This is a genomic window from Streptomyces antnestii, from assembly GCF_004005495.1.
Lineage (GTDB): Bacteria > Actinomycetota > Actinomycetes > Streptomycetales > Streptomycetaceae > Streptomyces > Streptomyces antnestii.
This window is the reverse complement of sequence record NZ_RZYA01000014.1, coordinates 173,607-198,654: the sequence shown is the minus strand read 5'-3', so window position 1 is coordinate 198,654 and position 25,048 is coordinate 173,607. Positions and strand designations below refer to the sequence as shown.

Sequence of the window (25,048 nt, the reverse complement as noted above, 5' to 3'; positions counted from 1 at the left end):
CCTCCCCTTGCCGCTCACAGCGCGACTTCCGTGTCGGCTGAGGGAAAGGCGGTGCCGAGTCCGGAGCGGGCCAGCTGGAAGGCTTGGAACGGTGATTCGCCCAGCCGGCTCGGCGAGCCGTCCGCGGCGTACACGTCGGCGGTCTCGGCTGCGACCGTGACCTTCGGCGGGCCGGGGTCGATCCGGGGTGTCATGGTGCGGTCCTCCAGCGCGGAGTGCAGCGCCACCGTCAGATAGGGCTCGGCGAGGAACGGCAGCAGCCGCAGGCGGGTCGGGCGCTTCACGAGGTCGATCTTCTCCGTGTAGGTCTCGGCGGTGGACGTCCTGTCGGCTGCCGCGCCGAGCCGCAGCCCGGACGGCAGTTCCTCGAAGGCGGCGTTGTTGAGGGTCTGCGAGGACTGCAGGTCCAGTTCCGCGAACGTGCCGGGGCTGAACCAGTCCGTCTCGTCGCTCGCCTGCCAGCCGGCGGGTGGCACGAGCCGCACCTGGTGGGCGCCGTCCAGCGGCACGCCGCCGAGCCGCTGGATCAGGGTGTTCAACGGGATGCGCTTCTGCTCCCAGACCATGCGGCCCTTGGGCGCGATGAGGACCCCGGCCACCGCCGGCCGGTCCGGCGCCGGCAGCACCGACGGATCGCCGCCCTCGGCGCGCAGGTTGCGCACCTCCCCCAGCTCGGGCGCCAGTTCCTGGACAGGGCTGGTGATCGGGGCCGGGTGGTCGGCGTCGTGGCCGCCGAGTTCGAAGGTGGCGCTGCCGGAGACCTTGATGCCGAGCCGCCGGACGCTGCCTTGGGCGTGCACCACGACCGGGCCGGGCCCGCTGATCGTGCCCTTGACGTTGACGCTGGCGAAGGAGACGCCGAAGGCCTCGACGGAGAACCCGGCGCTGAAGTCCGCCTGGAAGTGGAACGGCCGGAACTGCAGCAGCGCGTCGAAGACGAAGTGGCCGCTCGCGCTGAGCGGTCCCAGTTCCAGCCCGGCCTCCACGCGGGCGCCGGTCTGCAGGGTGTTGGAGGTGAACGCGAGGTAGAACTCCAGCCGCACGTAGGCGTGGGCGACGACGTGGACGTCCAGCGCGGCGCCGACCCGGTCCAGCCGCGGCAGGTCCAGCGGCCCGGGGTCGAACCGCGGGTGGAAGCCCCCGACGGTGAACAGCACGTACGGGTTGTCGCCGTAGGCGAGCCGGAAGGCCATGGAGCCCGACAGGCGGAAGACGCCGAGGGCGTGCGAGCCGACCAGCGCGGCGTCCAGGGAGATCCGCCGGCCCGGCAGGTCGACGATGCCGAGGACGTCCATCCGCAGGTAGAGCAGCGCCGCGGTCTCGTCGGCGCCGATGAGCGCGCGGATCGAGCCGAGGATCACCACCCTGCACGGGCCGGGCAGCTCGATGATCAGGCCGAGGTCGATCCGGACGATCGGGGCCAGCCAGCCGATCTGCACGGTCGGGCCCACCAGGAAGCCGCCTTCGGCCGCCGGGAAGAGCGCGCCGAGATCGCCGAGCAGCGCGGGCGCGTTGCGCACCGGGTCCTCGCAGAACAGCACGTTGCCCGCGGTGCCGCCGGCCAGCCGCTCGCGCAGCAGGTCCACCTGCGCGCGGCGGTTCATGCCGACCAGCCCGCCGAGGCCGGTGAGCTCGAAGCCGAACCCGAGCTGGATGCCCGGGGTGAACCGGATGCCCAGCACGGCGACGAACGACGGGTGGTCGCCGGCCTGTTCGTAGATGCCGTAGGCGGTGGCCTCCAGGAACGCCAGCTTGAGGCGCAAGGCGCCCCCGAAGCGGTTGGCGGGCGGGTCGAAGAGCAGGTAGCCGCCGCCGGTCACCGGCCCCGCGTCCAGACTGGCGCCGATCCCGGTCGGCGCCTTGAAGCCGTACGTGACATCGAGCGGGCCGGCGTTGCCGCCGCCAGGGGGGAAGGCCAACTCGGCGGTGAGGCCGATGCGTTCGACGAGCAGGGCGAGGGGGCCGAACCTCGCGAGCAGGGTGGCGGACAGTTCCACCGGCAGGCCGCCGCCGGTGCCCGGCGTCAGCGCCACCGTGACGGTCTGCACGTCGACGGGACCGAGCGAGAGATGGACCGGCAGGTCGGCCTTGAGCGCGGCGCCCCCGCGGACGTAGATCCTCCCGTCGGACCAGCGGACGGCGAGATCGAGGTCGGCCTGGACGGCGTCCTTCTGGATCAGCGTCTTCAGCAGGCTGCTCGTGCCGCCGAGCTGGAGCACGAGCCGGCCGCCTTGGAGGGCGAGTTCCAGCGTCGGCGCGGCGTGGGCGGATCCGCCGGCCGCGTCCTTGACGAAGTCCGCGCGGGCGGACGCCGACACCGAGGCTGCTTCCAGCCGGGTCTGTCCGGCCTCGCCGAGCAGCACCACGGAGGTCTGCGGTGGCGCGGTGCCGATCACCGCCTCGGCGCTGACCGTGCCGGCCACCGGCGGGGCACCGGCCGGCGGGGTCAGCAGCAGCGCCCCCGGCGGGACGAGTCGCACCGCCAGCCCCGCGGGCAGGTCGGGTCCGGTGACCAACCGCACGTGTGCGCCCGGCAGTTCGATGGGCGGCTCGTAGGTGAGTCCCCCGGGAACCGCGAAGCGCAGGACGGCGCCGAGCCCCGGCGGACTCGTCGTCGTGTCGACGGTGACCGTGCCGCCGAGGAGGTCGAGCAGGGGGCCCGTCGGCGTGTCTGTGAGCACGGTGGGGAGGGCGGCGAGTTTGCCCGCCTCGGCCAGCGCCGACAGCAGCGCACGGCCGTCGAACGCGAGGGTGTTCCACCCGTAGAGGCTGGTCAGGTACGCGCCCGGGGAGCCGAGCAGGGGGCCCAGCCGGTCCAGGCGCAGGCGCCGCACGACGAACGCCGGCCGGGCCGGGTTGCCGGGCACGCCCGGGTCCTGGTGACGGTCGACCAGGCCGCAGAGGGTGAGCGCGTTGCACGCGCTGCGGTTCGCGCGCTCCAGATGGCTGATCGCCATCAACTCAAGTACTTGGGTGGGAAGTTGGGTGGCGAACGCGGTCACCTCGTCGGCTGTCACGCCCGTGATCGCCGGCGCGAGGGCGGTGAGCCGGTCGCCGACGGCGTTCAGCCGGCTGCGGAGCACGCCCACCCGCTCGACCAGTGCGGTGGTGCGCAGGACGACGCCTGCCGTGTCGTCGGCGGCGATCGCCGTACTCAACTGGTCTGTCAGATCGAACAGTTCGTCCGCCGTGTCCCGGGCGGCGCCGACCGCCGTCTGCCAGTCCGCGTCGTCGAGCACCTGCTGTGGCAGCCCGAGGCCGAGGCCGGCGACGAGCACGCCGACCTGCTCCGGAAGGAGGGCGACGCGGAGGGGTGCCAGCGCCCTGCCCAGGCCCCGGCAGAGCAGCGCGAGGGCGCTCGCGCTCACGGCGACGCCTCCAGTCCCGCCGCAAGACCCGCTTCGAGACCTGGTTCCAGGCCCGGTTCCAGGCCCGGTTCGATACCCGCGACGAGCTCCAGCACCTGGCCGTACGTGCGGCCGCCGAGCCCGGCCACGAGCGGCACGACCCGGTCCAGGTCACGGACGAGTCCGGGGCTGCCGAGGCCGCGCAGCGCTCCCGCGAGCGCCTCCACCCGGTCCGCCCACGAACGCCCCTCGACCTCGGCGGGCAGTGTCTCGGCCCGGCGTTCGGCCACCGCGGTGAGCGCGCGGACGAGGTCCGGGCCCCGCCCGCGGTGCCAGGCGACGACGAACGGGCGGCTGTCTTGCAGCAGGGCCCGGACCTCGGGCTCGTGCCGCCCGTACAGGTCGAGGAGTTCCCGCCCGAACGCCGTGCGCGCCAGGGCGTGGTGCGGTCCGGTCGGCGTCGGGGTGACGACCGGCCCCCAGGTGGACGGCGACGTGGCGGCGACGCGGATGTTCAGCTCCCGCTCCACTTCCCGGATGGGGACGGCCCAGGTGAAACCGATGTCGTCCGGGGTCTGCGCTCCTCCCCACAGGAGGCCGATCACCCGCCTCCTGCCGTCGATGATCGCGGCCCCGGAGTCACCGGGCTTCGAGAACGCCGACGCGTCCTTGCCCGTCGACGAAATGAGGATCGACGGCACGGTCACATGGGTCCAGGCGGGCACGAAGGCGACGTCGACACAACCGACGAGCCCCTGCGTCCACCCGGTCTCGGCTCCGTACTTGTGGACTTCATACGAAAGGTTCTTCAGTGCGGGCAGCACGTCGCCGGGCAGCGTGGACCAGTCGAGCAGCGGACTGACGTAGGCGACGCCGGCCAGCTTCACCCCGTCGATCTTTCCTTCGTCCACATCCCAGTCGTCGTTGATCGTCGCGATCGACGCGTCCACCTTCTTGACGCCGCGCAGCACCCGCCCGACGTCGGGCTCGCAGCACTCCGAGCAACTAACCTGCACGACCCGGCCGCCTGGCTGGTCTCCGAGCACGTGGCGGCACGAGAGCAGCACGTCGGGGCGCTTGCCGTCGGGCACGTTCGCGGTGCGGGCGGTGATGCCCAGGGTGCCCTGACCCACTTCCCGCTCCGGCTGGCCGGGGGCCGAGGCGGTGTACCCGCGGACCGAGCTGCCGCCGGCCACTCTCTTGCTCTGGAGCTCCGGCTCGCTCTTCTTCATCTCGACGACATGCGTCTTGACGCCATTGAACAGCGGGGGGACGACCTGTCTGATCGGGGGCAGCCCTGAGCCCGGCTGCGATCCCGCGATCACCCAGATGGCAAGCTCCCCGGTGGGGTGACCGTTCGCGTCCACGTTGCCGCCCAGGCCGACCCCGTAGATCCTCGTGTCCAGGTCAAACAGGGACACCTGCCCGTCCCGCTTGATGCGCAACGTCTCGTCGTCGCTGGGCACTGCACCTCCCGCCGGTGAGCAAGGTGCACCCAGGGTAATTGATAGCCTTTGTCCGTTTCCCTGCCTTGCCGGGGGAATCACCCGTTGGTGATGTCCGCCGGCGCACCGCCCCGCGGGCCGCCGCGTGGCTGCACGACGAGGCCGGCCCGTTCCTGCCGCTCGACGAGGCGCAGCGCGCCCGCATCGGCCGTATCGCTCGTGAGGCGGCCCGGCGTATCGAGCGGACGGTCGGAATCGAGCAGCGGCGCGCGTACCCCATGGACGACCGACCGTGCCCATGGTGCGGCGCCGCACGAGCTCGTCGCCCTCGAACAGGCCCTCGCCGCAGCCGAGCCGCGGCGCAAGCGGGCCGAGGCTCGGCGCCGGCAGCGCGCGGCCGCGAAGACCAGCACGAACGCGGACGCCGCGGCGTAGCCTCCACACGTCAGTGCCCCCACCGAGTCGGCTCGGCGGGGGGCACTGATGCGTACAGCTATCAGCCTGCGGCGGCCCTGATGGGGATTCTTGGAAACGACCGGTGTTACTCCTCGCCTCACTTGATCCAGTTCTCAACGGCTGGGGAGGGTTGGCAGGTATCACGCCGGCGACAAGCCGGTGCCGCGAGACCGGTCAGGTGCAGCCCGTGCTCGCGGCCCTGCTCAAGGCTGTACGAGGCTCTTCCGGGCGGACTTACGCCTCTTCCGCGGGAATGGCCGGCCGTGCCGCGTAGCGGCTGCGCATCGCGTCGCTGGCTGCGGGGCCCGCGGTGAAGACGTAGGCGGCGCTGTCGTCGAGTCGGCGGCCGGTTTTGGCGTCGACGACGACGGGCTCAACTTCCTCGCCGCTGTGCGCGTCGACGAGGATCATGCTGCGCTCCGTCGGCGTGAGGCGGGCATTGCCCCACGCGGCCAGGGCGACGATCACCGGGCGCAGCGAGCGCCCGAGTTCGGTCAGGACGTACTCGTGCCGGACAGGGCTGGTCTGGTAGGGCCGGCGCTCCAGCAGGCCATCCGCGACCAGGGTCTTCAGCCGGGTGGTGAGCATGCTGGAGGAGATGCCCAGGCTCTCCTGGAACTGGTCGAAGCGGGTGTAGCCGTCGAAGGCGTCGTGGAGGATCAGCAGTGTCCACCACTCGCCGACGTGTTCCACCGTTGTGGACAGCGGGCACTCCCGGTCCTCCAGCCTGATCCGGCTTGCCACGGCGACCATCCCCTCAGTTACTGCTAAAGTCGAAGTTAGTAGCTTCGATTTTAGCAGCCAAGACGGGGGCGGTGCCTCGCATACTCGCGCCCGGGAACGGAGCACAACGTGACCACATCCATCAGCGAATCCCTCGAAGGCCGACGCGCTCTGGTCACCGGCGGCACCAAGGGCACCGGAGCCGCGATCGCCCGACGGCTCGCCGAGGCCGGCGCGACCGTGCTGGTCACCGCCCGCAGCCGCCCCGACGACGTCGAGGAGAAGACGTTCATCGCCGCCGACCTGTCCACCGTCCAGGGCGCCGCCCACGTCGCCTCCGAGGTGGACGCCCGCGTGGGAGGCGTCGACATCCTGGTCAACACGCTCGGCGGCTCCGAGGCACCGGCAGGAGGATTCGCCGCGCTCGGCGAGGACGACTGGACCAGGGAGCTGAACACGAATCTGCTGGCCGCCGTCCGCCTGGACCGCGCCCTCCTCTCACACATGATCGCCAAAGGCAGAGGGGCGGTCGTACACGTCACCTCGATCCAGCGCCGCATGCCGCTGTGGAACGGAACTCTGGCCTACGCCGCCGCCAAGGCCGCCCTGACGACCTACAGCAAGGGCCTGGCCAACGAGGTCGCCCCCCACGGCGTCCGCGTCAACACCGTGTCACCCGGCTTCGTCCAGACCTCGGCCGCTGACAACCTCGTCGCCCGGATCGCCCACGACGCCGGTATCACCCAGGAAGCGGCGCTGGGCCGGCTCATGGACTCCCTGGGAGGCATCCCGCTCGGCCGTCCCAACCAGCCCGAGGAAGTCGCCGAGCTCGTCGCCTTCCTCGTTTCCGACCGCGCCTCGGCCATCGTCGGCGCCGAACACGTCATCGACGGCGGCACCACCCCCACCGTCTGAACCCGCCACCACCATCAGGAGCGTCATGCACGACAACCAGCCCCGGACCATCACCCCCGACGACCTGCCCGAGGTGATCACCCGCTACCTCACAGCCCACCGCGCCCACGACACCGCCACCGCGGTCACGACGTTCACCGACGACGCCACAGTGATCGACGACGGCAACACCTACCAGGGCAGCGCCGCGATCGAGCGGTGGCTGGACCGAGCCGCCACCGAATTCACCTACACCATCCACCTCACGAACGCTCAGGAGACCAGCAAGGCCCACTACATCGCCACACACCACCTCGAAGGCAACTTCCCCGGCGGCACCATTGATCTCCGCTATCGGTTCACGCTGCGCGACGACCTCATCGAACACCTCGCCATCGAACCCTGAGCCCGCTCCCACACCACCTGTTGCCCACGAGAAAGACCCCACCCACCCCAGACCGCCCCCTCCCAGCCCTCGCGCCCACCCAGCTACCCGACCAAGAACCAGCCTCAAGTTCGGCATCCACCCGCAGATCAGCACTTGCACGCCTGAGGAATCAAGGCGAGCAACTCCGGACCCATCCTCAGCACAGGGTGAGGAGATTCAAAGATCCCCATCAGAACGGCGCGACGTCCCGCCGGAAACCGCCTCCTCTCGGACCTTCAGGAGTCGTCAGCGCGTTTTCCCCATTTTTCAGGCATAGGCGGTGGTGTTCGGGGATCCTGTTGAGGTACCTCTGAAAACCACTGTGAGCAGACCCCCAGTGCGCGGCCCGCCCCGGAAAGCCTTCGCCGCCCTCATCGCCGCAGCCGGCCTCCCCCTCCTCACCCCCACACCCGCCTCGGCTGCCACCGCCACCAGCCGCTTCGCGAACTACCGCTACGGTGACTGCCTGCGCGAGACCGACGAAACCGGCCTCAAGGGCGACCGCTGCGACACAGGACGCGGCAGCCTCCTGTGGCAGTGGAACGGCCGCCTCAACACCAGCACCACCCTCAAGAACAACTTCTGGGGCCGCTGCCTCGACAGCAAGGACCGGGGCGACGTCTATCCCCTGCGCTGTAACGGCGGCTCATACCAGAAGTGGCGCACCGTCCAGCCCGCCGCCCGCAGCGCCATCATGCTCCAAAGCGTCGGCACGGGCCGCTGCCTCTGCCGGCAGGACAACGGCTACTACCGCACTGCCCGCTGCGACCGAGGCGCCCGGAACCAGCGCTTCACCATCGGCTGAACGGATCTCCCGACCGCTTCAAGATGCCGCCGGGCGAGCAGCTCTACTTTTACGCGAGGCCGGAAGGCGGTCCGTTGCCCGCGGTGGTGATGACCTTGAACGGGGTGCCCTTCCCGTCGCAGATCAGATGGTGTTTACTGCCCGTCTTCCCGCGGTCGACCGGTGACGGGCCGGTCGCCTCGCCCCCTTTTTTTCGCGCGGATGTGGGAGGCATCCACGAGTTCGGGCCGAGCTGCTTGCGCGCGGATCGGGTGAGGCTGAGGCCCTGCGCCGCGTTGCCTGAGTGCGCCTCGAACTGCGCGAGACTGCCCAACTGATAGGCAGCCAGCAACGGGTTACCCGCGCGTCGGGCCGCTTTGATCGACGAGCCGTACCACGTTCGGGCTGACCCGTTGTCACCCATGTCCCAGTGAAGCCACCCGGCGAGGCTCGCGACTTCGCTGCCGACGGCCGCGAGTCTCGCGCGCTCGTCTTCGCCCTCGGCATCCTGCGCGATCGTCTGCGTCAACTTCAGGTGCGACAGCACCGGTCGACGAGCTGCCGCGACGGCGTCGTACCGTCGAGGCGCCGAAATGCGGTCGTCGCCACGCGAAGCGTGGCCGCTTGTCCGGTCTCGGCTGCGTGCGCCCGCTGCGTGGGCGCCATGGAGAGCGCCGGCGCTGCGGCGACTGCCGCGACCCCTCCGAGGAAGCTGCGCCGTTCCACATCGGTTCCGTTTCCATCCCCCCGCCCAGCGTTCGCCGCTGTGTGGTCGGCTAAGCCGACGAGGTGCGGGGGAATCTGAAGATGGCTTGCCACCCGCGACAGTTGAGCCGTTTCGTACGATCCCGCGCCCCTTCCCTCAAGGCGCGAAACCGCGGACTGGCTCGTCCCGCAGCCCTCCCCGAGCTGCTCTTGCGAAAGGCCAGCTGCGACCCGGGCGAGTTTCACCACCCGGCCGTAGTCGCCTGCTCGTGCAGCGTCGCGGATTGCTTGCGCGGACCAGTTCACGGATTCCTTCTCCCCCTCTTGCTACGCGGCATCGGCCGAAAGTGGTGCACCGGTATGCGCCGCACGAATTGCCGTATGCAGTGTGCGGGTAGTTCGTGGCCTCTACAGGATGCAGCGGGGTTGAGTGATCGCACTACCCGTCACCAAGAGGACACTCATGGTCGACATGCGACAGGGCGCGCGACTCCTCGCCCCGAGGCTCGATCAGCGGCAAGAGTTGGTGTTGTCGGGCGAGCCTCGATCGGCTCGCGCGGCACGGCAGTTCGCCCGCGAGCACGTGATGCAGAGCGAGCCGGACGCCGCCGAGGATTACGTCGACGCGATCGTGTTGGTCACGAGCGAACTCGTCACCAACAGCATTCGCTACGGCACCGAGCCCGGCGATGCCCTCGCGCTCACGCTCCACAGTGGCAACGGCCGCACACGGATCGAAGTACGCGACCCGGTCCGCCGGCATCCCCAGCCGCGGCCCGAGTCGCACAAGCGAGACCGCGGCCGAGGGCTGCTGATCCTTGACGGGCTGTGCCAATGGGGCGTTGATGACGCCGCGTTCGGCAAGACCGTGTGGGCCGAGGTGATCGCGAAGTGACACCTACCGAGCAACTCGCCCCGGCCGTCCCGACCTCTGGCGTGATCGCGTCTCTGTCTGTCCGGCCGTGGGTCGACCGAATCGGCGATCGCGGGTTCGCGCCCATGCTGATCACGCACCCGATGCCGCGACGCGACGCCGACACCACAGCCGCGATCGAGTCCCGCATGCTCGGCTTTGCGCACGCCCTCGGCGCGGCCCCCGCTAGCGCCACGCTGCCCGACGTGGGCGAGCGGATCGCCGTGCATAACGGCGTCGTCCTGGTCCGCCTCGACGGCACCCCGCACGCGCTCACCACGCGCGCCGGGAACTGGGGGCGGGTGATCTGCGAGATCGGGCACGTGCTGCTCGCCGTCGGCCTCGCCCCCCCTGTCGACTACTGCGGTCGGCCCTGCGGTGAACGAGTACATCACCGCCTGGATCGCCGCGAACCGTTTGTACTTCGCGGCCGCAAGCGTCGCCGACTCGGCGCAGCGCATACATACCCGGGCGCTCCCCTAAGACAGGGTCGCTCGGCGGTCGAGTCCTCCCCCGTGGCTCCCGCCGAGCGGCCCGACTTCCCACCCCATGCGCACGCCCCCACGATTCCCGCCCCGCTGCGGAGGTGCCACGGTGCCCAGACGCTACGCCTACCGGTGCGAGTTACTCGCCCGCTCCCTCGACGGCACGTACGAGGCGATCCTCGCGACGTACCGCGCGACAACGCCCCGCCTCGCCGCCCGATGGGCCCGGCAGACGACCGGCCGGTACGCCGGGCTGCTCGCTCCCACACCGGCTACGCCGTACCTCTCCCGCGTGCCCCTGGTCAGGGCCCCTGCCTACGGCCCGCGGCCCGACGCCGTTCTGCGCGCGTGGGCAAACACCCCTGAACGGTACGAGCACGTGCTGCTCGCCCTCGCCGAGGGCCGCCCGTACGCGTTCACCGTCACCGACTACGGCGCTCGCTACGAGCTGCGCGTCGACCCGCTGCCGGCCCGACGGGCCCCGCAGATACCCGCGTTCACCGGTCGCACCCGGCCCTCGACGGACCGGGGCAGGCATCGGCGGCCGCGCTTGCTGCGGCCCGTCCCCTGATCTCCGCCCCCGCCGCTGTACGAGCTGCCGGCGGGGGCGGTTGCTCCATCGCACGATCCGACCGAACCACCAGCGAGAGGAACGCGATGTTCAACTACGCGGAACGCATCCCGACGGGAACCCCACTGCCGCAGGGCCACCGCACGCCCCGCCCGTGGGGAACCCGCCGCTTCGTCCCGTACCCGGCCGTCTACGGCGAGCAGACCCGCGTCGAGATCGACCCGGCGACGCAGACCGGCCGCTACTTCAACATGGCCGGCGTCCCGGTCGCGTCGCCCGGTCACGGCACGAGCAGCGGCACCAACCCGTCGACTGGCACCTCGCCCGACGGGCAGGGCGGCGGCAGCACCGACTCGGACACGGGTAACGACACCGACCAGTGACACACGCTGATGCGCGTCCGGTCGCGGTCGTCACGAACGATGACGACCCGACGGCCGACTTTGTGATTGCCGAGCTGCACGGCCGGGGCGTCCCGGTCGTGCGGTTCGACTCCGGTCACTTCCCCGCCACCCTGACGTGCTCCGCCCACATCGGCGGCGGCACGACACAGTGGCGGGGCAGTCTCGCGACCCCAACCCGCGTCTCCCAGCTCGACGGCGTGCGGGCGCTGTACTACCGGCGCCCGTCCGGGTTCGCTTTCCCTCACCTCGACGACCAGGACGCGCGCTTTGCCGCAGCGCAGGCCCGGTACGGGCTCGGCGGCGTGCTCGTGTCGCTGCCCGACTGCCTGTACGTGAACCACCCACACCGCATCGGCGACGCCGAGTACAAGCCGGCCGGGCTCGCCGCCGCGGCCGAGGCCGGGTTCGTTCTGCCGCCGACCCTGATCACGAACCGGCCCGACGACGCCCGCGCGTTCGTCAAGGAACACGGGGCCGTGATCTACAAGCCGCTTGCGACCCCGCTGTACCTCGTCGACGGGCAGGCGCAGACCGTACGCGTCGACGAGGTCACCGAGGACGAGATCGACGACGGTGTCGCCGGGACCATGCACCTGTTGCAGGCCCGTGTCGACAAGGTCGCCGACGTCCGCGTGACCGTGATCGGCGAGCAGGTGTTCGCCGTACGGATCGACTCGGGGCTGCTCGACTGGCGCACTGACTACACCACCCACACGTACACCCCGGTCGCCGCGCCGGCCGACGTCGAGCGCGCACTGTTCGCGTACCTGCGGCACTTCGGGCTCGTCTTCGGCTCGTTCGACTTCACTCTGTCCGACGACGGCACGTGGACGTTCATCGAGTGCAACCCTTCGGGACAGTGGGCATGGATGGAGCCCCCGACCGGGCTGCCCATGACTGCCGCGCTCGCCGATCTCCTGGAACGAGGCAACCACTCATGACCGAACCCGTTCTCGCGAACGAGCTGCGCCACCGGTTTGCCGAGCAGCTCGCCGCCGAGGGCAAGCTGCCGGCCGACTGGCGGGCCGCCGCCGAGACAGTGCCCCGACACCTGTTCACCACGAAGTTCTACGTGCCCACGGACTCGCCGACCGGCGTCACGCGGTACGTGCCCATCACGCGCGAGCTCGTCGGCACCGAGGAATGGCTGCGCCGGGTCTACAGCGACCGCACGCTGATCACGCAGTTCGACGGGCAAGACGTCGACTGGTCGGACCCGCAGCCGCTCGACGGGGGCGACCCGACGTCCTCCTCGACACTGCCCTCGCTCGTCGTGCAGATGCTCGACGCCCTCGACGGCGACGACGAGACGACCGTGACCGAGTACGGCACGGGCACCGGCTACTCGACCGCCCTCATGTGCCACCGCTTCGGCGATCACCGGGGCACCTCGGTCGAGACCGACCGCGGCGTCGCCGCCCGGGCCCGGGTCGCCCTCAACTACTGCGGCTACTCCCCGGGCCTCGTCGTCGGGAACGGCCTCGCCGGCGCCGGGCTGCGCACCCCGGCCGCGCGGACGATCGCGACCATGGGCGTGCGCGGCATCCCGTGGGCGTGGCTGCGCGAGACGACCCCGGGCGGGCTCGTCGTGGCCACCCTGCGTGGGTGGCTGCGCTCCCTCGGGCTCGTACGCCTTGAGGTTCAGGACGACGAGCACGCAGTCGGGCAGTTCATCGCGGCCGAGCCCGGGTTCATGATGGCGCGGCAGCAGCAGGCGCCGGCCAACCTCGGCATGCTGCCCGGCGACGACGACGGCAAGACCCGCGAAACCGAGGTCGGGCCCGAGACGCTGCACATGCCTGACAGCGGGTTCGTTGCACAGCTCGCCATTCCGAACGCCCGCAGCTTTTTCATGCCGGGCGACGGCGGCCGCATGCGGGCGTACGTCCTCGACGCGGCCAACGGATCGTTCGCCGTGCTGACCGAGGACGGCGACGGCTGGTCGGTCCGCGAGGGTGGCCCGGTGTCGCTGTGGGCCGAGGTCGAGCAGTCCCTCGCGCTGTGGCAGGCGGCGGGGTCGCCGCACGCGACCGAATTCGGGGTAAGCGTCGAGCCGGACCGACAGCGGGTGTGGCTCGACGACGCCGAGGACGGCCCGAGTTGGCGGCTGCCGGTCGCGTGACTCGCGCCCGCGCCGCCCCCGCGTCATGGGCCGGGGCGGTGTCGTTCGCCCGGCGAACACCCGCAGCGATCCGCGCAACTGCTGCTTCGGTCGAGAGATGTTGATCACGTACCCAATAGGGGAACCTTCCGTCGCCCTTGCGTTAACGACGTGGTGAGCGATAGGCGGATGGTCAATCGACAGGGTGAAGATCGGTGATGAGGCGGAAGCGTTCCAGAACCGCCAGCGTCGTGTCGTCCACGGCGAATTCGGGGTCCTCCAACCCCGCGCGCATCTCCTCGCTGTGCCAGGACCGCTCGTGGCCCGCCCGCCACTCGGCCACGCTGGTGTCCCCCTCCCCCTCGTCCACCACGTGAGCGAGATCCACCTGCGCCAGCGGGACGACACGCACGTAGGTGACCTCGATGACCGCGACCGGACGGTCATCCGAGTCGATGACCACCGAATGGCTCCCGACTTTCGGCAGGGGCTCCCCTTCATGCTCGTAGTCGACAAGGAGTCCTGTGGTGGAAGTCTTGGAACCGTTGAGCATCGCTGCGACGAGCTGGTCGCGCAGCGGGCCGGGGAAGGCGAACTCGGCCCTGGGCATCGATGCGAGGTTCGCGGGTGGGGTTGATGGCGATTCTTGAAAATGGCTCTGGCCGGAGTTCCGTGAAGCGCCAGGACGTCGGAGTGGAGGTAGTGGGGATCCAGCGGCCCACTTCGCAGGTCGCTACCCAGCAGCGACAACCGGGCCAGCCGTGACCTGAGGACGGTTGGGGAGCAGCGACGAGAGGCTATCCCGTACGAAGTCCGCCGCCCGGTTGATCGACTCTTCGGCCCCGGATTGGTCTTCAAAGACACTGGTAGAGACCATCACTCCGTCCCCGGCGTCCACCCAGTAGTAGGCCACGAAACCGGGGACTCGGCGGAGTAGAGGAACGAACCCCTCGTCCACTCGGCGTCCTGCCTCGGCGGAGTCAGTCACTCCTTCGTAACGCCGAATTACTGCGTACATAGCTGATCTCCTCATGGATCCCAAGGTCACCTTGCGCGAAATGAACTACCCCCACCGGGCATCTCTGACTCGGGGGGCGCCCGGACATGGCCCGGATAGGCGCACCGGTGATCCAACCCCGGGTCTGCTTTGGCTAGGGCTGGGCGAACCGGACTTCACGGAAGTTCGGTCAGAGCCTTGAAAATCCCCAGGCTTGCTCTTCGTTCCTCATTTCGTTGACCTGTCACCGTTGGGCCTGAGCCTCTTGCCTGGAACGGTCAGGCCCGTTCCTCGCTATCAAAAGCGTCCTCGGTGGCTCCGCCCTGGTGCCAGGCATGACGCGGACGGGGTCGAGGTGGAGTTCGTTGGGGCCCAGGCAATCGGCGGCCCAGGTGGCCAGGCGTGAGCCGCAGGCGCAGGCCAGGTTGGGGCCATGCGCCCCGGTGGAACCGCAGCACCCGGTCCAGTTGTCCCCACACGTGAAGGGGGCGAGGCGGGGCAGGACATCGTCTGGGTGGATGACGACGCTGTGGCGCTTGCCCGCGGAGACGGTGGCCCCGGTGTCGGGCCGCAGCAGCTCGCGTCCCGAACTGCGGGCGTGCTGGCGGAGTGCGGCGGCGGGGACGAAGGGCGCGCCCCACGGGTCGGGGTCGATGGCGTAGTGCCCGCGCGGGACGGTGGAGCGGGCCCGCCCGGTCTTCTTGTCCCGGCCGTCGTCGGGGTCGTCGACGTCCGGGACTGTGGGCAGGGCCACCAGTTCCCCGGTGAGCGCGGTCCCGCACTTGGCGCAGTAGAAGACAGTCACACGTCGGGTTCTACCGCCTGGCGGTCCGGCCCGTCACGCGGAAAATCGCCTGGCTGACGGGAGCGAGTCGGGAGAGCCGCCGTTGTGCCGCAGCTCAGCGTCCTGCAGGTGGGGAATCCGGGCGAGCAGGTCTGTCCCATCCCTGAGCAACGGGTGAGGATTTTCAACGAGCCCCATCAGGGTGGCGTCAGTCGTCATGCGGTCACGGTGACTGCCCATGCCGCGCGGACCGACAGGGTCGACGCCGGCTATCTGGGCCTGGCCAGAGACTTCCCCTACCAGGTCGAGGCGCCCCCGAAGAAACCGGGCAAGGACGCCACCCCCGAGGAATTGTCCGTCTGGGAGGAGGCCCGGCGCCAGCAGTCCTCGGAGCGGATCGGCGTCGTGCACGGCAACGCCGAGCACAAGCAGTGGCGCCCCCTGCAACGCTGGATGGGACGCCGCGATTACTACGACGAGACTCACTCGGCCATCGCTGGCCTGGTCTCCGACCGCGCCGCCGAGAGGTGACCACCCACTCGATGACTCGCCAGGCCAGCACGCCCCACCCTCAATCGCGAACCACGTTGTAAGCGCAGGTCAAGGGGGCGCGGTAGAGCCTGTTGCCATTCGGCGACATGCCCGTTACGTGCAGTGGGCATTAATTCACACATAAACTGTGTATGTCTTGAGCGTTCCGGGTGAAGGCCCGGGTCGAGCCGGGGTCGTGGCTTGACGCTCCACACGCGAGGCGCGCCACTCCGTCCAGATGACGGGGCCGCGACCCCATGCGACCCCCGGGCCCCGCCCCGGGGGCGGTACTTTCTTGGGCGGGCTGTGCGTTTGCGCAGGTAGGCGAGGGACCAGTTCCGGACAACGTAGGCCGCTGGGGTGTCCGCGGGGCATAGGCTGACAGACCGTGAAGGAAGCCAGGGACGATCTCGGCGATCTCGTATGGGGCCAGGCCGAAGAGCGCGCCGCGCAGGGCGACACTCTCTACGTGCGCGAGCTGGGGGCACAGTTGGCCGACCTGCATGCGACCGCTGTCGAACAGATACGGAACTACGAGCGCCATCTGGGACATGTGGTGCGCGTGCTCGCCCTGACCCCTGGTCGCGACAGCGTGGTGCAGCTGCTCCAACTCCTCGACGAAAAGCGACCTGCGGGGCCCGGCGCCCGGCCGCAGCTTGTCGCCTCGCTCCTGGCGGAGCATCAGCACGTCGCTGACCTGGCAACCACCCTCTTCGAGCGCAGCGAGCGGGATCGGCTGGACGAGCTGCGAGGCTGTCTCTTCCACGAGTTGGTGCTCCGCGGCGTGGACCTTGACGCGTTCCCGCAACTGCGTTCTTGGCCGCTCGTGCAGCCGAGTTGGCATGCCCTGGCCTGGCTGCCGGCGCACCTCAGTGACCTTGAGGCCCACGTCGACTTTCCGAGCCGCTCGATACGCGGCGCTTCCAGCGAGATGGATACCGAGCTGCCGGCCGAGGGCCGCATGGACCCGCCGACACCACGTACCGCAGTGCGGTCCGGGCTTTGCGACGTCGCGACCCTGGAGGTGCACGAGACCATTACCGCCGCCGTGGAGGCGGGTGGCTGGGGTGCTTGCGGTGCGTGGGTCTTCGTGCTGGACGAAGCCATCACGCCCAACCGTGTGCCTGCTCTGCTGCCGACCCTGCCCATGCGCTGTGTCGACGGGCTCGGTCCCACAGATCGCTTCGAGATCGCTCGCCGCCCGGTGGAGGAGATCTGGAGCCTGCTCTTCGCCACCGCGTCAAAGGGCGGCATGTACAGCTCGGGAGCTCACGGCGCGTTCGGCCGGCTGTCGGCATGGAAGTCGATGGCGGGACTGAGTAGCGCCCCGCCGGACGCGAACGCGCAGCAGGTGGAACGCCAGGCCCGGCAGAGCACATGGTTCCAGTTCGAGGCTGATGCGGACTGGTTCCACAACGAGATCTACGACTACGGCATAGCCGCCCTCTCGCCCGACCGCCGCCGGATCGCGGTCCTTGCAGCGACGGACACAGACTGAGGGCCGCCGATGCGTTCGTTCTCCGCCGTCAGGTCCGCACCCCGGGTGAAGCCCACATCCCAGGAGCCGAAGGGGCCGCTGCCCGGGGCGTATCGGCCGTACCGGCCGCCGCTATTCGCGGCTGCGGGGCGCGAGGAGCGCGTGCAGGGCCGTGCCGACAGCGAAGCCGATCGCCAGCACCACGAAGAACAGGCCGACGGTGACCGCGGTGCCCACCTGTGAGGGTGGAAAGAGGACTTGGCGAGCGACGTTGAGTCCGGCGATGACGACGACGTAGATCCACCATGGAGCCCAGCGAATGCTGGTCATGATCGGCCTCCTTTTTTGACACAGCCGTACTAGAAACAATGTAACACGCGTGTGTGATAATGGCTTGGTGCCAAAGGTCGTAGATCACGAAGGGCGTCGCGCAGAGCTGGCTGTCGCCTTGTGGCGCGTCGCGTTGCGCGACGGCTTCGACGCGGTGTCCGTCCGCTCGGTGGCCGAGGAATCCGATTGGTCGGCCGGAGCCCTGCGGCACTACTTCCCGAACAAGACCGAGATGGTGCTGTTCGCCATCGACTTCGTGGTGGAGTCCGTGCGGCAGCGGATCGGCCAGGCCGACGCCGCCGCGGACTCACGGTCGCCACAGCTGGTACAGGCCCACCTGGAGCAGTTGCTGCCGCTGGACGACGAGCGCCGACTGGAATCCGAAGCCTGGTTTGCATTGGTGGTGCTCGCCCACCGCGACGCGTCGGCCGCGCAGCGCCGTGGCGAGGTCGACGAGCTGATCCGTGGCGCGGTGGAGAGCGCCGTGGCCGCATTGGAGGAGCTCGGGGCGCTCGGCGCAGGACGCACCCGTGCGGCGGAAACAGCGCGGCTGCACGCCCTGCTGGACGGGATGGTCGTGCAGCTGCTGGCCCGGCCGGCGCGGCTGAGTCCGCAGCAGGCGCGGGACATGCTGGTCCAGCATCTGGCGGAACTCGGCGCCTGAGGCGAGGTTGGGTAAGTCGGCGCCGAGAAAACCGGTGCCGGCCGACGGTCCCGTGCCCCTTCTCCGTGAAGATGAATGCAGGACCTGTCCGCCCGGCCACCGCGTGCCGGTGCCAGTCTCGCCGCAGGATTCAGACCGGGTCAGCCCTTCGTGCCGTTGCCCCACCCAGGAATGCCGGGGGTGGCTGCAAGCCCTCTGCCACTGGTGGCTTTGACTGACTGCCCGCCCGGCACCCCGGCGCAACGTGTCGTCATCCTCTGCGGGCGCGGCGTCGGGGTGGCGGTGGCCGCGCGGCCCCCGCCGGCTTCAGTCGCCGCTTGCCATGCCGCGGTCGGGTGCGCTCATGTCCCCCGTGGCGGGCGTGCCGTCGGCGAGCCCGTAGCGCAGGTACACGATGCCGTTCGGAGAGGTCGCCGGGGGTTCGAGGAGCCTGACGTTGGTGGGCACCGCGCCGTCGTCGAACACCTTTTTCCCGACGCCGAGCACGATCGGGTGCACCCACAGGTCAAGACGGTCGAAGAGCTTCTCGCTCAGGAGGGTCTGGACGAGGTTCAGGCTCCCGACGACCTTGATGTTCTCGTGCCGTTCACGGATCTCGCACACCGCGTCGGCCAGGTTCGGGCCGAGCTGGCTGGACCCGTCCCATGACAGGTCGGGCCTGCCGCGCGAGGCGACGTACTTCGGGACGCGGTTGAAGAGCGTGGCGATCTCGTTGTCCTCGCCACCTTTCTGGTGAGGCCAGTAGGCCGCGAAGATGTCGTACGTCCGCCGTCCGAGCAGGAGCGCGTCCGTGCCTTCGTACGCGGCAAGAATCTCTGCCCCGGTGACCTCGTCGAGCAGGGGCGCCTGCCAGCCGCCGAACGGGAACCCCGACGGGTCCTCTTCGGGGCCGCCGGGCGCCTGCCCTACAAGGTCGAGGGTCGCGAACATCTCGATGTGGACGAGTCCCATGACTTCCTCCCGAAGGGTGGGTTCTGTCTCCGTCAAGAGTCAGACCCGCGGGAGCCCGCAGACTCATCGCCACGCTGGAACCCGGCCTCACCCAGTCGGCCGGAGCAACCGGGAAGCCCCCTCGCCCAGGTCCTCCTACCGATCGGTTTTCTCTGTTGTATGCCCGTTATGCCCGTAGACGCTGCGTACGTTGTCGCGCGCCGGCGGCATGCGTTTCGCGGCGGGGCCGGCCGCGAAGGCGCGGAGCACGTTCTCGGTCGCACGGGTGACGAAGGCGCCGGTACGTGCGTCCATGCCGTGGTTGCCGCCGTTCTCCCTCGTTCCGGCCATGAGGGCCTCCACCCACCGCATCGTCCCCGTGGCGAAGACGCCCGCGCCGCTCGGCACGGTGTAGTACGCGGAGTCGGAGTGGCTGCTCCGGCCCTTGCAGACCAGCGGGGAGTGGGCGACGATCTCCATCGGCCCGGGCGCGGGCGTCTGTGGCATGACGCGGTCGTACTCCACCCCGACGAGGTGGTCGAAGGAGTCCCTCCTCTTCACCCCTGTCCCCGCGAAGATCCAGTGGTCCGTGCCGTGGACGACGTACGGAGCGTCCGTCGGATAGCCCTCGTACAGAACTCCGGTCAGGGAGGATTCCGGCTGGGCCGCGGGCGGCGACCTGAAGTCGTTGGTCGGCATGGTGGGGTGGTTCACGAGGTACGGATCGTCTTTGTAGTCGGATTTGTAGCAGACAACTGTGCGGACGGAACCGGTCTCCAGCGGCTCCAGCCTGACCCGCCGGAAGCAGGTGTTGGCGCCCAGAAAGACCAGGTTGGTCCCCGCGTCGCGCGCCCGGGTGACGTACCGCCGCTGCTCCGGAGTCCAGTACTCGTCGTGGCCGAGCGAGACCACAGTGGTGGCGCCCCGCAGCACCGACGGGGCGCGGTGGATGTCCACACCCGTGGTGTACGCCAGGGGAATGCCGAGCCGCTCCGCGAGAACCACCGCGGCCCGCTCGTAGACCATGAACTTCTCCGCGCCGTTCTTGTCGTACGGCCGGTCGAAAGAGACGGCCAGCGAACGACTCCCGTAGCCTCCGTCCTTCCCCTCGTAGAGGCTGTAGTCGCCCCACCGGTTGTACGCCTGCCAGGTCGCCACGGCATGCACCAGCAGGGTCTTGCCCGAGGCGCTCGCGGAGCGGACGATCATCGGCACGTACCGCTGGTGTCCGCTCTCCGCGTCCAACCGCAGCAGATACGCGCCTTCCGGCCAGCCGCCGGTGGGCACCGCCGTTGTGCGTTCCCAGTCGGCCTGTACGGTCCGGGTGCCGCTTTTCAGTCGCGGCCGGTGCTGGTGTCGGCCCGCCACCCGGCCGGATCTCCAGACGAGCCGGGCCTGGGCACCGCCGTACCAGCCGATCCGATACGCCGAGGCGCGGAAGCCGGGCGCGGTGGTCGAGACATACAGCCCGAACGCCTCACCCGGCAGAACGCTCACCTTGTCGGCGTAGCCCTCGATCGCATCGGGCGGACCCTCGGACCGGATACGCCAGTCAGGGCTTCCGGTTCGGCGCCTCTCCCTGGCGGCCGACGGCTCGGATTCGGTGCGGCCGGGCTCGGCGCCAGGACGCACGCCCGTCGAGGAGTCGCAGCCGGTCACCCCGTAGGCAGCGAGCGAGAAGGCCCCTGCCGCCGTCACCCCGAGGAACCGCCTGCGGTCGAAGCCGTCCGCGGCAATGTCGCGCGCGGCGCGGTCACGGCCCTCCACATCGTCGTCCATCGACTCTCTCCCATGCTGCCCGCCGCGCTGCACGCCGCGTCGCCAGGACGATCCTGAAGCGGCGCCCGTCGACAGGCGACCGCAAGAGGGCCACTCGCGGGTACGCGCACACACTCCCGGGCCACCTTGCGCACCGACTCGGGGCACACCGGGTTGTCACCGGTTCGGCGATTCAGGACCAGTTCGGTCGGGCGAGAGCAAGGCCTGGCCCGGAGAGGATTCGCACACGATGCGGCGCCGGTGGGGTTCCCCTACCTGTCCACTACCTGTCCACGCAGATGCACCCTCAGTTCCAACCGGTCCTGGAAGCTCAATCGACGCCGGGGACCACTTGAGCGAAGGAGGTGACGAACGCGGTGATGAGTCGAGCGAACTCGGACCGGTCGGCGTCCGGCCAGTCCGCCATCACCCGCGTGAAGATCTCCTGCCGGAACCGGTGTGTGCGGTCGAGTTGTTCCCGCCCGGAGTCGGTCAGGGCGAGCAGCGTGCGCCTGGCGTCGGACGGGTCGGTCCTGCGGTCCAGCCACCCTTCCTCGACGGTGCGGAGCACCAGTCGGCTCGCCCTCGGTTGATCAACGCCCAGCGCGGTGGCGACGTCGGAGACGGAGCACGGTTTGTCGCGGTCCTCGATGACGTCCAACACGTTGAACAGCGTGGGGTCGATCGGCTTGCCGCCGTCGGGTGGCGCCAACCGCCCCAGCGATCGGCGGGTCTGGCTGCGGCGGATCGCCACCATCGCCCGTTCGACGTCGGCGATCGCCTTGTCCTGTTCCTTCTTCGACATACATGCTAGATTACAATAGTTGTCAAAAGGCATGCATTGGGGGTTGTCATGACCGACCTGACTCAGCTGCCCGACGTCCGCGAGCAGCGCCCGCTCGGCTACTGGTTGAAGCACATCGACGGGGCGATCGAGGAGAGCATGGGCCGGCTGTTCGCCACGGACGGCCTGAACCGGCGAGGGTGGCAGGTGTTGAACACCATCTCGTACGCCCCGATCACCATCGCCGAACTCGATGAGACCTTGGCCGCGTTCCTGTCCACCGACGAGCCGACCTTGCGCCCGTACGTCGACCGGTTCATCGAGCGCGGCTGGGCCCACGCGGCTGACGATGGCTCGGTGGCGCTGACCGGCGAGGGCCGGCGGGGGCACCAGCGGGTTTCCGAGCAGGTCGGAGCGTTGAGGGTTCGGATGATGGAGTGCCTCTCGTCCGAGGAGCACACGGTGCTGATGGAACTGCTCCAGCGGGTCGCCACCCACCTTGACGCCCTGCCGGTTGAAACGCCCTGCCAGTAGAGGTGCGGGTCGTTCAGTGACCACGGCGCAGGACAGCCCAGCTGCCCCAGCCGGCATCGGCCTCGACGGCCAGCCAGTCACCGGGCAGGGCGGCGGCAACCTCTGTGGCGGGCACGTACAGTGGCCCGTCCTCACCAAACTGGTTGATCCACAGCACCACGCCGTGGGGGGCCAGTACGCGGGCGGTTTCCGTGGGGAACAGCAGCATGTCGATGGCTGCCACGGCCGCGACCTGGGCGTCCGCCAGCGGAAGGCTGACGGCGTCGGCGCGCACGCGCAACGGCGAGCGTCCCGCGGCCTGCTGCAGCATCTGCTCAGAGAGGTCCACGCTGATCACGCGTGGGAAGACTCTGCGGAGCAGTGGGGTGAACAGGCCGGTTCCCGAGCCGAGTTCCAAGCACGGACCGTCAGGGAAGGGGCCGCCGCGTTCCAGGGCGTCGCGCAGAGGGTCGTCTCGACCGGTGGCACGGGTGGTGTCCCATTCGGCGGCTAGCTGGTCGAACTGGGCTGCGATGAAGCGGGCTGTCTCGGCGTCCCAGGAGCGGCGACCGGCAGCCAGGTCACGGGCGAAGGCGCGGAAGACCTCGGCCGTTCCTGTGGGCGGGAGCGGCTTGTTGTCGGGGCTGGGCCAGATGCGGGGCAACGCGGCAGTCACGGACTCATTTCAGCAGACGGGCTCCAAGGAGAGATCAATCCTGGGGTGGACAGCCAGACTCAACCCCGGGGTGGAGGAAAGGAGTTCGGACCAGCCGGGGAACTCACCCTGGCAGGCAGGGCCGTGTCCCATCGGGCAGGGGGACGGCCGCCGTTCGAGGGCACAATGCTCCCTGCGCCGTGGCCGTCGACGAGGGCTCTGGTCCACTTCGTGTGGTTGGGTACGCAGAGCGACTGTTGATCTTCGTGTGGCGGCGGTTAGGGTCGCCCGAAAATCGCCCGGCTGGATGGCGGTGCGGTCGACAGCCCTCCGTCGTGAGCGATGTACTGCCGCTGCTAGATGAGCTGCTGTTTTCCTCGGTCGAGGGCGTGTTGGTGGAGTCGGTCGAGGTGACCGACACGGTGGTCCGGGTCGAGGCTCGTGCGACCGCGGGACGGGCAGCCAGTCCGGAGTGCGGATACTGGTCGGGGCGAATACATGGTTCCTACCTGCGGTTTCCTCACGATCTGCCGACAGCGGGCAAGCTGGTCGTAGTGTCGCTGCGAGTGCGGCGGTTCGTCTGCGCGGAGGGCTCATGCCCGCGCACGACGTTCGCTGAGCAAGTCCCTGGGCTCACGCGCCGGTTCGGGCGACGGACCGAGCGGCTGCGATCGACGTGCGCGTCAGTCCCAGATGTGGATCACAGGCGCTGTTCCCACCCGTTCCGCGACCTTGACCCGGAATTCATCGAGTGTCGCAACCGGCTTGGGAGAGCCCCATGTCTGCTGTGAGAACACCTGCAGCCACTCCTGCAGCAACCGGGCCACCTCGTCCTGCCCCATAGACTGCGGTGAGTCGCACCATACGGACAGATGGGCGCCGAACACCGGTTGGTACTCCGGCAGGTGGTAGTCGCCCGCGCTGCCCGCGGCTCCCATGAACGTCCGTGGGGTCCAGCGCTCGTATATCCCCTTCGGGTTCTTGTAGGGCCCCGTCCCAAGACCGTTCGATGTGAGGATGAAGTACAGGTAGTCGCCATTGGAGTTGATGACCTCGTGTCCGGCGGCGACGTATTGCCCGGCGTTCGGTTTTGTCGGGTTCCAGCGTATCCAGACGTCGACCTGGGTCTGTGGGTCGACACGGTTCACCCCTTCTCCCGGGTAGACGTCGTCGTTGAACATACGTGCTGTCTTGCCCTTGGAGCGGACGAGGTCGGCGAGTTCATTCATGTAGAACTCGTATCCGTCGTGAGCGGTCGCCGACGGGTTTCCAGTCATGTCGCGTGCGTATTGCAGCAGTTGCGGAGCTGTACTGTCCGAGATGACATCGGGTCCCGTCCCCTGCCACGGGGCTGGGAAGAACTCGTCGCCGCCGAGGTGGAAGACGGGTCCGTCGAACAGGTCACACATCTCGCCGACGATCTCGTGGACGAGCCGCCGCGCGTCGGGCTTGCTGAAGTCCAGCGCACCATGCTGCCGAGTGCCGTTGGCGAGCACGAGTTGGCACTCGGGGTGGAAGGACAGGATGTGGTCCATGTGACCGGGAGTGTCCACATCCGCATTGACACGTACGTGGCATTTCTTAGCGAATGCCAGGATCTCGCGCACCTCCGTCTTCGTAAGGTGCTCCTCCGAGACGATCTCCGGATGCGTCTCGCATGCCACGCGGAAGCCGAGCCCCTCGGAAATGTGGAGTTGGAGCGTGTTCAACTTCAGGAACGACATCTCGCGGATGAGAGCCTTGATCCAGTCAGGCGTGAAGTACTTCCGGCCTATGTCGAGCATCAATGACCGTTCGCTCAGGGTCGGCCAGTCAACGATCCTGCCGACGGGCATGCCGCTGCGCAGCACCTGCACCAGCGTCCTGGTGCCCCAGAAGACACCGGCGGCGGTCGGTGCCGTGACGGTGACCGTCTGGTCGGTGACGATCGAGTAGGCCTCCGGATTGTCGACCTGGTCCACCGCGCCCAGTTTCAGAACGATGTCGTGCGGCTTTGTGTCCCGCGACAGGACCACCTGTGGAGCCCGAGACAGATGCCCCTCGGCCACCAGTTCCTCCGCCAACACCTCCGCTGCCGACCGCAGACTCGCTGCCGAGTCCGGGTGCAGAACGATGCGCGTCGCCGGAACGATTTCCTTCGCCACCGTTCCCGCGTCGAATCTCTGCACGGCCGGTAGGACCGTCGGCGGTGCCGCTACCGAGGTGGCAGGCCGCGCACTCCCGTCAGCAGCGGCATCTCCGAAGGCATTCGTCTGAAGTCCGGCCAGAATCGGAAGGGACAGCCCGGCGACCACAAAGCCCCGACGGCTGATTCTCGGTTGCTCCATCGTCCGTGTGCTCCTTTCGGTGGAACCTCGTCCGAGGCGTGGG

The 25,048-nt window shown here is 69.3% G+C and carries 26 protein-coding genes and 1 pseudogene; 14 read left to right on the top strand and 13 right to left on the bottom strand.

The annotated features are described in order from the left end of the window. Positions 1-14: 14 nt before the first annotated feature. Positions 15-3,368 (bottom strand): DUF6603 domain-containing protein, encoded by a 3,354-nt coding sequence (locus EOT10_RS26820; RefSeq protein ID WP_127830896.1) that lies wholly within the window; start codon positions 3,366-3,368, stop codon positions 15-17. Further along, positions 3,365-4,813 (bottom strand): chymotrypsin family serine protease, encoded by a 1,449-nt coding sequence (locus EOT10_RS26815; RefSeq protein ID WP_127830895.1) that lies wholly within the window; start codon positions 4,811-4,813, stop codon positions 3,365-3,367. Before EOT10_RS26815 ends, EOT10_RS26820 begins: the two co-directional genes overlap by 4 nt. A gap of 198 nt (positions 4,814-5,011) precedes the next feature. Between EOT10_RS26815 and EOT10_RS26810 the strand changes: the two genes are divergently transcribed. After that, on the top strand, positions 5,012-5,227 hold the full coding sequence (locus tag EOT10_RS26810; protein WP_127830894.1) for a hypothetical protein: 216 nt from the start codon (positions 5,012-5,014) through the stop codon (positions 5,225-5,227). Positions 5,228-5,482: 255 nt separating this feature from the next. Here the strand turns inward: EOT10_RS26810 and EOT10_RS26805 are convergent, their stop codons facing one another. Continuing rightward, positions 5,483-6,001, bottom strand: a complete 519-nt coding sequence (locus tag EOT10_RS26805) for a winged helix-turn-helix transcriptional regulator (protein WP_150135863.1) — start codon at positions 5,999-6,001, stop codon at positions 5,483-5,485. Positions 6,002-6,100: 99 nt separating this feature from the next. On the opposite strand from EOT10_RS26805, the gene EOT10_RS26800 reads away from it, so the two are divergent. The 3 genes from EOT10_RS26800 to EOT10_RS26790 all read left to right on the top strand — a co-directional run bounded on the left by EOT10_RS26800 (position 6,101) and on the right by EOT10_RS26790 (position 8,097). Beyond that, positions 6,101-6,886: an SDR family oxidoreductase gene (locus EOT10_RS26800; protein WP_127830893.1), complete on the top strand. Its 786-nt coding sequence runs from the start codon at positions 6,101-6,103 to the stop codon at positions 6,884-6,886. 25 nt (positions 6,887-6,911) lie between these two features. Continuing rightward, the gene (locus tag EOT10_RS26795; protein ID WP_127830892.1) at positions 6,912-7,271 is read left to right on the top strand and encodes a nuclear transport factor 2 family protein; all 360 of its coding nucleotides are present in this window, start codon (positions 6,912-6,914) and stop codon (positions 7,269-7,271) included. A 358-nt stretch (positions 7,272-7,629) separates the two neighbouring features. Beyond that, complete coding sequence (locus tag EOT10_RS26790; protein ID WP_127830941.1) at positions 7,630-8,097, top strand: RICIN domain-containing protein; 468 nt, start codon at positions 7,630-7,632, stop codon at positions 8,095-8,097. A 73-nt stretch (positions 8,098-8,170) separates the two neighbouring features. Here the strand turns inward: EOT10_RS26790 and EOT10_RS26785 are convergent. Next, a pseudogene (locus EOT10_RS26785) lies at positions 8,171-8,315 on the bottom strand (IS5/IS1182 family transposase); the annotation flags it as partial. A gap of 292 nt (positions 8,316-8,607) precedes the next feature. Further along, entirely contained in the window at positions 8,608-9,027 is a 420-nt protein-coding gene (locus tag EOT10_RS42145; protein WP_223281231.1) for a helix-turn-helix domain-containing protein, read from the bottom strand. A gap of 217 nt (positions 9,028-9,244) precedes the next feature. On the opposite strand from EOT10_RS42145, the gene EOT10_RS26770 reads away from it, so the two are divergent. From EOT10_RS26770 to EOT10_RS26745, 5 genes are all read left to right on the top strand, one after another. Then, positions 9,245-9,676 (top strand): ATP-binding protein, encoded by a 432-nt coding sequence (locus tag EOT10_RS26770; RefSeq protein WP_127830891.1) that lies wholly within the window; start codon positions 9,245-9,247, stop codon positions 9,674-9,676. A gap of 612 nt (positions 9,677-10,288) precedes the next feature. After that, complete coding sequence (locus tag EOT10_RS26760) at positions 10,289-10,750, top strand: hypothetical protein (protein WP_127830890.1); 462 nt, start codon at positions 10,289-10,291, stop codon at positions 10,748-10,750. An 86-nt stretch (positions 10,751-10,836) separates the two neighbouring features. Continuing rightward, entirely contained in the window at positions 10,837-11,133 is a 297-nt protein-coding gene (gene tgmA, locus EOT10_RS26755; RefSeq protein ID WP_127830889.1) for a putative ATP-grasp-modified RiPP, read from the top strand. Beyond that, the gene (tgmB, locus tag EOT10_RS26750) at positions 11,130-12,095 is read left to right on the top strand and encodes an ATP-grasp ribosomal peptide maturase (protein ID WP_127830888.1); all 966 of its coding nucleotides are present in this window, start codon (positions 11,130-11,132) and stop codon (positions 12,093-12,095) included. Before tgmA ends, tgmB begins: the two co-directional genes overlap by 4 nt. Next, positions 12,092-13,276: a methyltransferase domain-containing protein gene (locus EOT10_RS26745; RefSeq protein ID WP_127830887.1), complete on the top strand. Its 1,185-nt coding sequence runs from the start codon at positions 12,092-12,094 to the stop codon at positions 13,274-13,276. The genes tgmB and EOT10_RS26745 overlap by 4 nt, the downstream gene beginning before the upstream one ends. A gap of 172 nt (positions 13,277-13,448) precedes the next feature. On the opposite strand, the gene EOT10_RS26740 is transcribed toward EOT10_RS26745, so the two are convergent. Together EOT10_RS26740 and EOT10_RS26730 are read right to left on the bottom strand one after the other, a co-directional pair. Further along, a complete protein-coding gene (locus EOT10_RS26740; protein WP_127830886.1) occupies positions 13,449-13,865 on the bottom strand; it encodes an ASCH domain-containing protein in 417 nt (138 codons plus the stop codon). Between the two features lie 631 nt (positions 13,866-14,496). Next, the gene (locus tag EOT10_RS26730) at positions 14,497-15,057 is read right to left on the bottom strand and encodes a T9SS type B sorting domain-containing protein (RefSeq protein ID WP_223281219.1); all 561 of its coding nucleotides are present in this window, start codon (positions 15,055-15,057) and stop codon (positions 14,497-14,499) included. A gap of 207 nt (positions 15,058-15,264) precedes the next feature. Here EOT10_RS26730 and EOT10_RS26725 point away from each other — a divergent pair, with 207 nt between their 5' ends. Continuing rightward, the gene (locus EOT10_RS26725; RefSeq protein WP_127830884.1) at positions 15,265-15,567 is read left to right on the top strand and encodes a transposase; all 303 of its coding nucleotides are present in this window, start codon (positions 15,265-15,267) and stop codon (positions 15,565-15,567) included. A gap of 388 nt (positions 15,568-15,955) precedes the next feature. Continuing rightward, on the top strand, positions 15,956-17,065 hold the full coding sequence (locus EOT10_RS26720) for a DUF6183 family protein (RefSeq protein ID WP_127830883.1): 1,110 nt from the start codon (positions 15,956-15,958) through the stop codon (positions 17,063-17,065). Positions 17,066-17,176: 111 nt separating this feature from the next. On the opposite strand, the gene EOT10_RS26715 is transcribed toward EOT10_RS26720, so the two are convergent. Further along, positions 17,177-17,374: a hypothetical protein gene (locus EOT10_RS26715; protein WP_127830882.1), complete on the bottom strand. Its 198-nt coding sequence runs from the start codon at positions 17,372-17,374 to the stop codon at positions 17,177-17,179. 67 nt (positions 17,375-17,441) lie between these two features. Here EOT10_RS26715 and EOT10_RS26710 point away from each other — a divergent pair, with 67 nt between their 5' ends. After that, the gene (locus tag EOT10_RS26710; protein ID WP_127830881.1) at positions 17,442-18,038 is read left to right on the top strand and encodes a TetR/AcrR family transcriptional regulator; all 597 of its coding nucleotides are present in this window, start codon (positions 17,442-17,444) and stop codon (positions 18,036-18,038) included. 306 nt (positions 18,039-18,344) lie between these two features. Here the strand turns inward: EOT10_RS26710 and EOT10_RS26705 are convergent, their stop codons facing one another. The 3 genes from EOT10_RS26705 to EOT10_RS26695 all read right to left on the bottom strand — a co-directional run bounded on the left by EOT10_RS26705 (position 18,345) and on the right by EOT10_RS26695 (position 21,531). Next, positions 18,345-18,989 carry a dihydrofolate reductase family protein gene (locus EOT10_RS26705; RefSeq protein WP_127830880.1) on the bottom strand — a complete coding sequence of 215 codons (645 nt, stop codon included), beginning with the start codon at positions 18,987-18,989 and terminating at the stop codon, positions 18,345-18,347. 135 nt (positions 18,990-19,124) lie between these two features. Further along, entirely contained in the window at positions 19,125-20,747 is a 1,623-nt protein-coding gene (locus tag EOT10_RS26700; protein WP_223281218.1) for a N,N-dimethylformamidase beta subunit family domain-containing protein, read from the bottom strand. 310 nt (positions 20,748-21,057) lie between these two features. After that, positions 21,058-21,531: a MarR family winged helix-turn-helix transcriptional regulator gene (locus EOT10_RS26695; RefSeq protein ID WP_127830879.1), complete on the bottom strand. Its 474-nt coding sequence runs from the start codon at positions 21,529-21,531 to the stop codon at positions 21,058-21,060. Between the two features lie 48 nt (positions 21,532-21,579). On the opposite strand from EOT10_RS26695, the gene EOT10_RS26690 reads away from it, so the two are divergent. Then, positions 21,580-22,044, top strand: coding sequence for a MarR family winged helix-turn-helix transcriptional regulator (locus EOT10_RS26690; RefSeq protein WP_127830878.1), 465 nt, complete (start codon positions 21,580-21,582; stop codon positions 22,042-22,044). Positions 22,045-22,057: 13 nt separating this feature from the next. On the opposite strand, the gene EOT10_RS26685 is transcribed toward EOT10_RS26690, so the two are convergent. Then, on the bottom strand, positions 22,058-22,699 hold the full coding sequence (locus tag EOT10_RS26685) for a methyltransferase domain-containing protein (RefSeq protein ID WP_223281217.1): 642 nt from the start codon (positions 22,697-22,699) through the stop codon (positions 22,058-22,060). Between the two features lie 179 nt (positions 22,700-22,878). Between EOT10_RS26685 and EOT10_RS43195 the strand changes: the two genes are divergently transcribed. Next, positions 22,879-23,469, top strand: coding sequence for a transposase family protein (locus EOT10_RS43195; protein WP_431313326.1), 591 nt, complete (start codon positions 22,879-22,881; stop codon positions 23,467-23,469). Here the strand turns inward: EOT10_RS43195 and EOT10_RS26680 are convergent. Next, positions 23,362-25,005: a family 20 glycosylhydrolase gene (locus tag EOT10_RS26680; RefSeq protein WP_127830877.1), complete on the bottom strand. Its 1,644-nt coding sequence runs from the start codon at positions 25,003-25,005 to the stop codon at positions 23,362-23,364. The two genes, EOT10_RS43195 and EOT10_RS26680, sit on opposite strands and share 108 nt — an antisense overlap. Between the last annotated feature and the right edge of the window lie 43 nt (positions 25,006-25,048).

Coding starts and splice junctions, on each gene's coding strand:
- EOT10_RS26805 (WP_150135863.1), bottom strand. CDS start 6,001: ATGGTCGCCGTGGCAAGCCGGATCAGGCTGGAGGACCGGGAGTGCCCG.
- EOT10_RS26795 (WP_127830892.1), top strand. CDS start 6,912: ATGCACGACAACCAGCCCCGGACCATCACCCCCGACGACCTGCCCGAG.
- EOT10_RS26770 (WP_127830891.1), top strand. CDS start 9,245: ATGGTCGACATGCGACAGGGCGCGCGACTCCTCGCCCCGAGGCTCGAT.
- tgmA (WP_127830889.1), top strand. CDS start 10,837: ATGTTCAACTACGCGGAACGCATCCCGACGGGAACCCCACTGCCGCAG.
- EOT10_RS26745 (WP_127830887.1), top strand. CDS start 12,092: ATGACCGAACCCGTTCTCGCGAACGAGCTGCGCCACCGGTTTGCCGAG.
- EOT10_RS26740 (WP_127830886.1), bottom strand. CDS start 13,865: ATGCCCAGGGCCGAGTTCGCCTTCCCCGGCCCGCTGCGCGACCAGCTC.
- EOT10_RS26715 (WP_127830882.1), bottom strand. CDS start 17,374: ATGACCAGCATTCGCTGGGCTCCATGGTGGATCTACGTCGTCGTCATC.
- EOT10_RS26705 (WP_127830880.1), bottom strand. CDS start 18,989: ATGGGACTCGTCCACATCGAGATGTTCGCGACCCTCGACCTTGTAGGG.
- EOT10_RS26700 (WP_223281218.1), bottom strand. CDS start 20,747: ATGGACGACGATGTGGAGGGCCGTGACCGCGCCGCGCGCGACATTGCC.
- EOT10_RS26695 (WP_127830879.1), bottom strand. CDS start 21,531: ATGTCGAAGAAGGAACAGGACAAGGCGATCGCCGACGTCGAACGGGCG.
- EOT10_RS26690 (WP_127830878.1), top strand. CDS start 21,580: ATGACCGACCTGACTCAGCTGCCCGACGTCCGCGAGCAGCGCCCGCTC.
- EOT10_RS26680 (WP_127830877.1), bottom strand. CDS start 25,005: ATGGAGCAACCGAGAATCAGCCGTCGGGGCTTTGTGGTCGCCGGGCTG.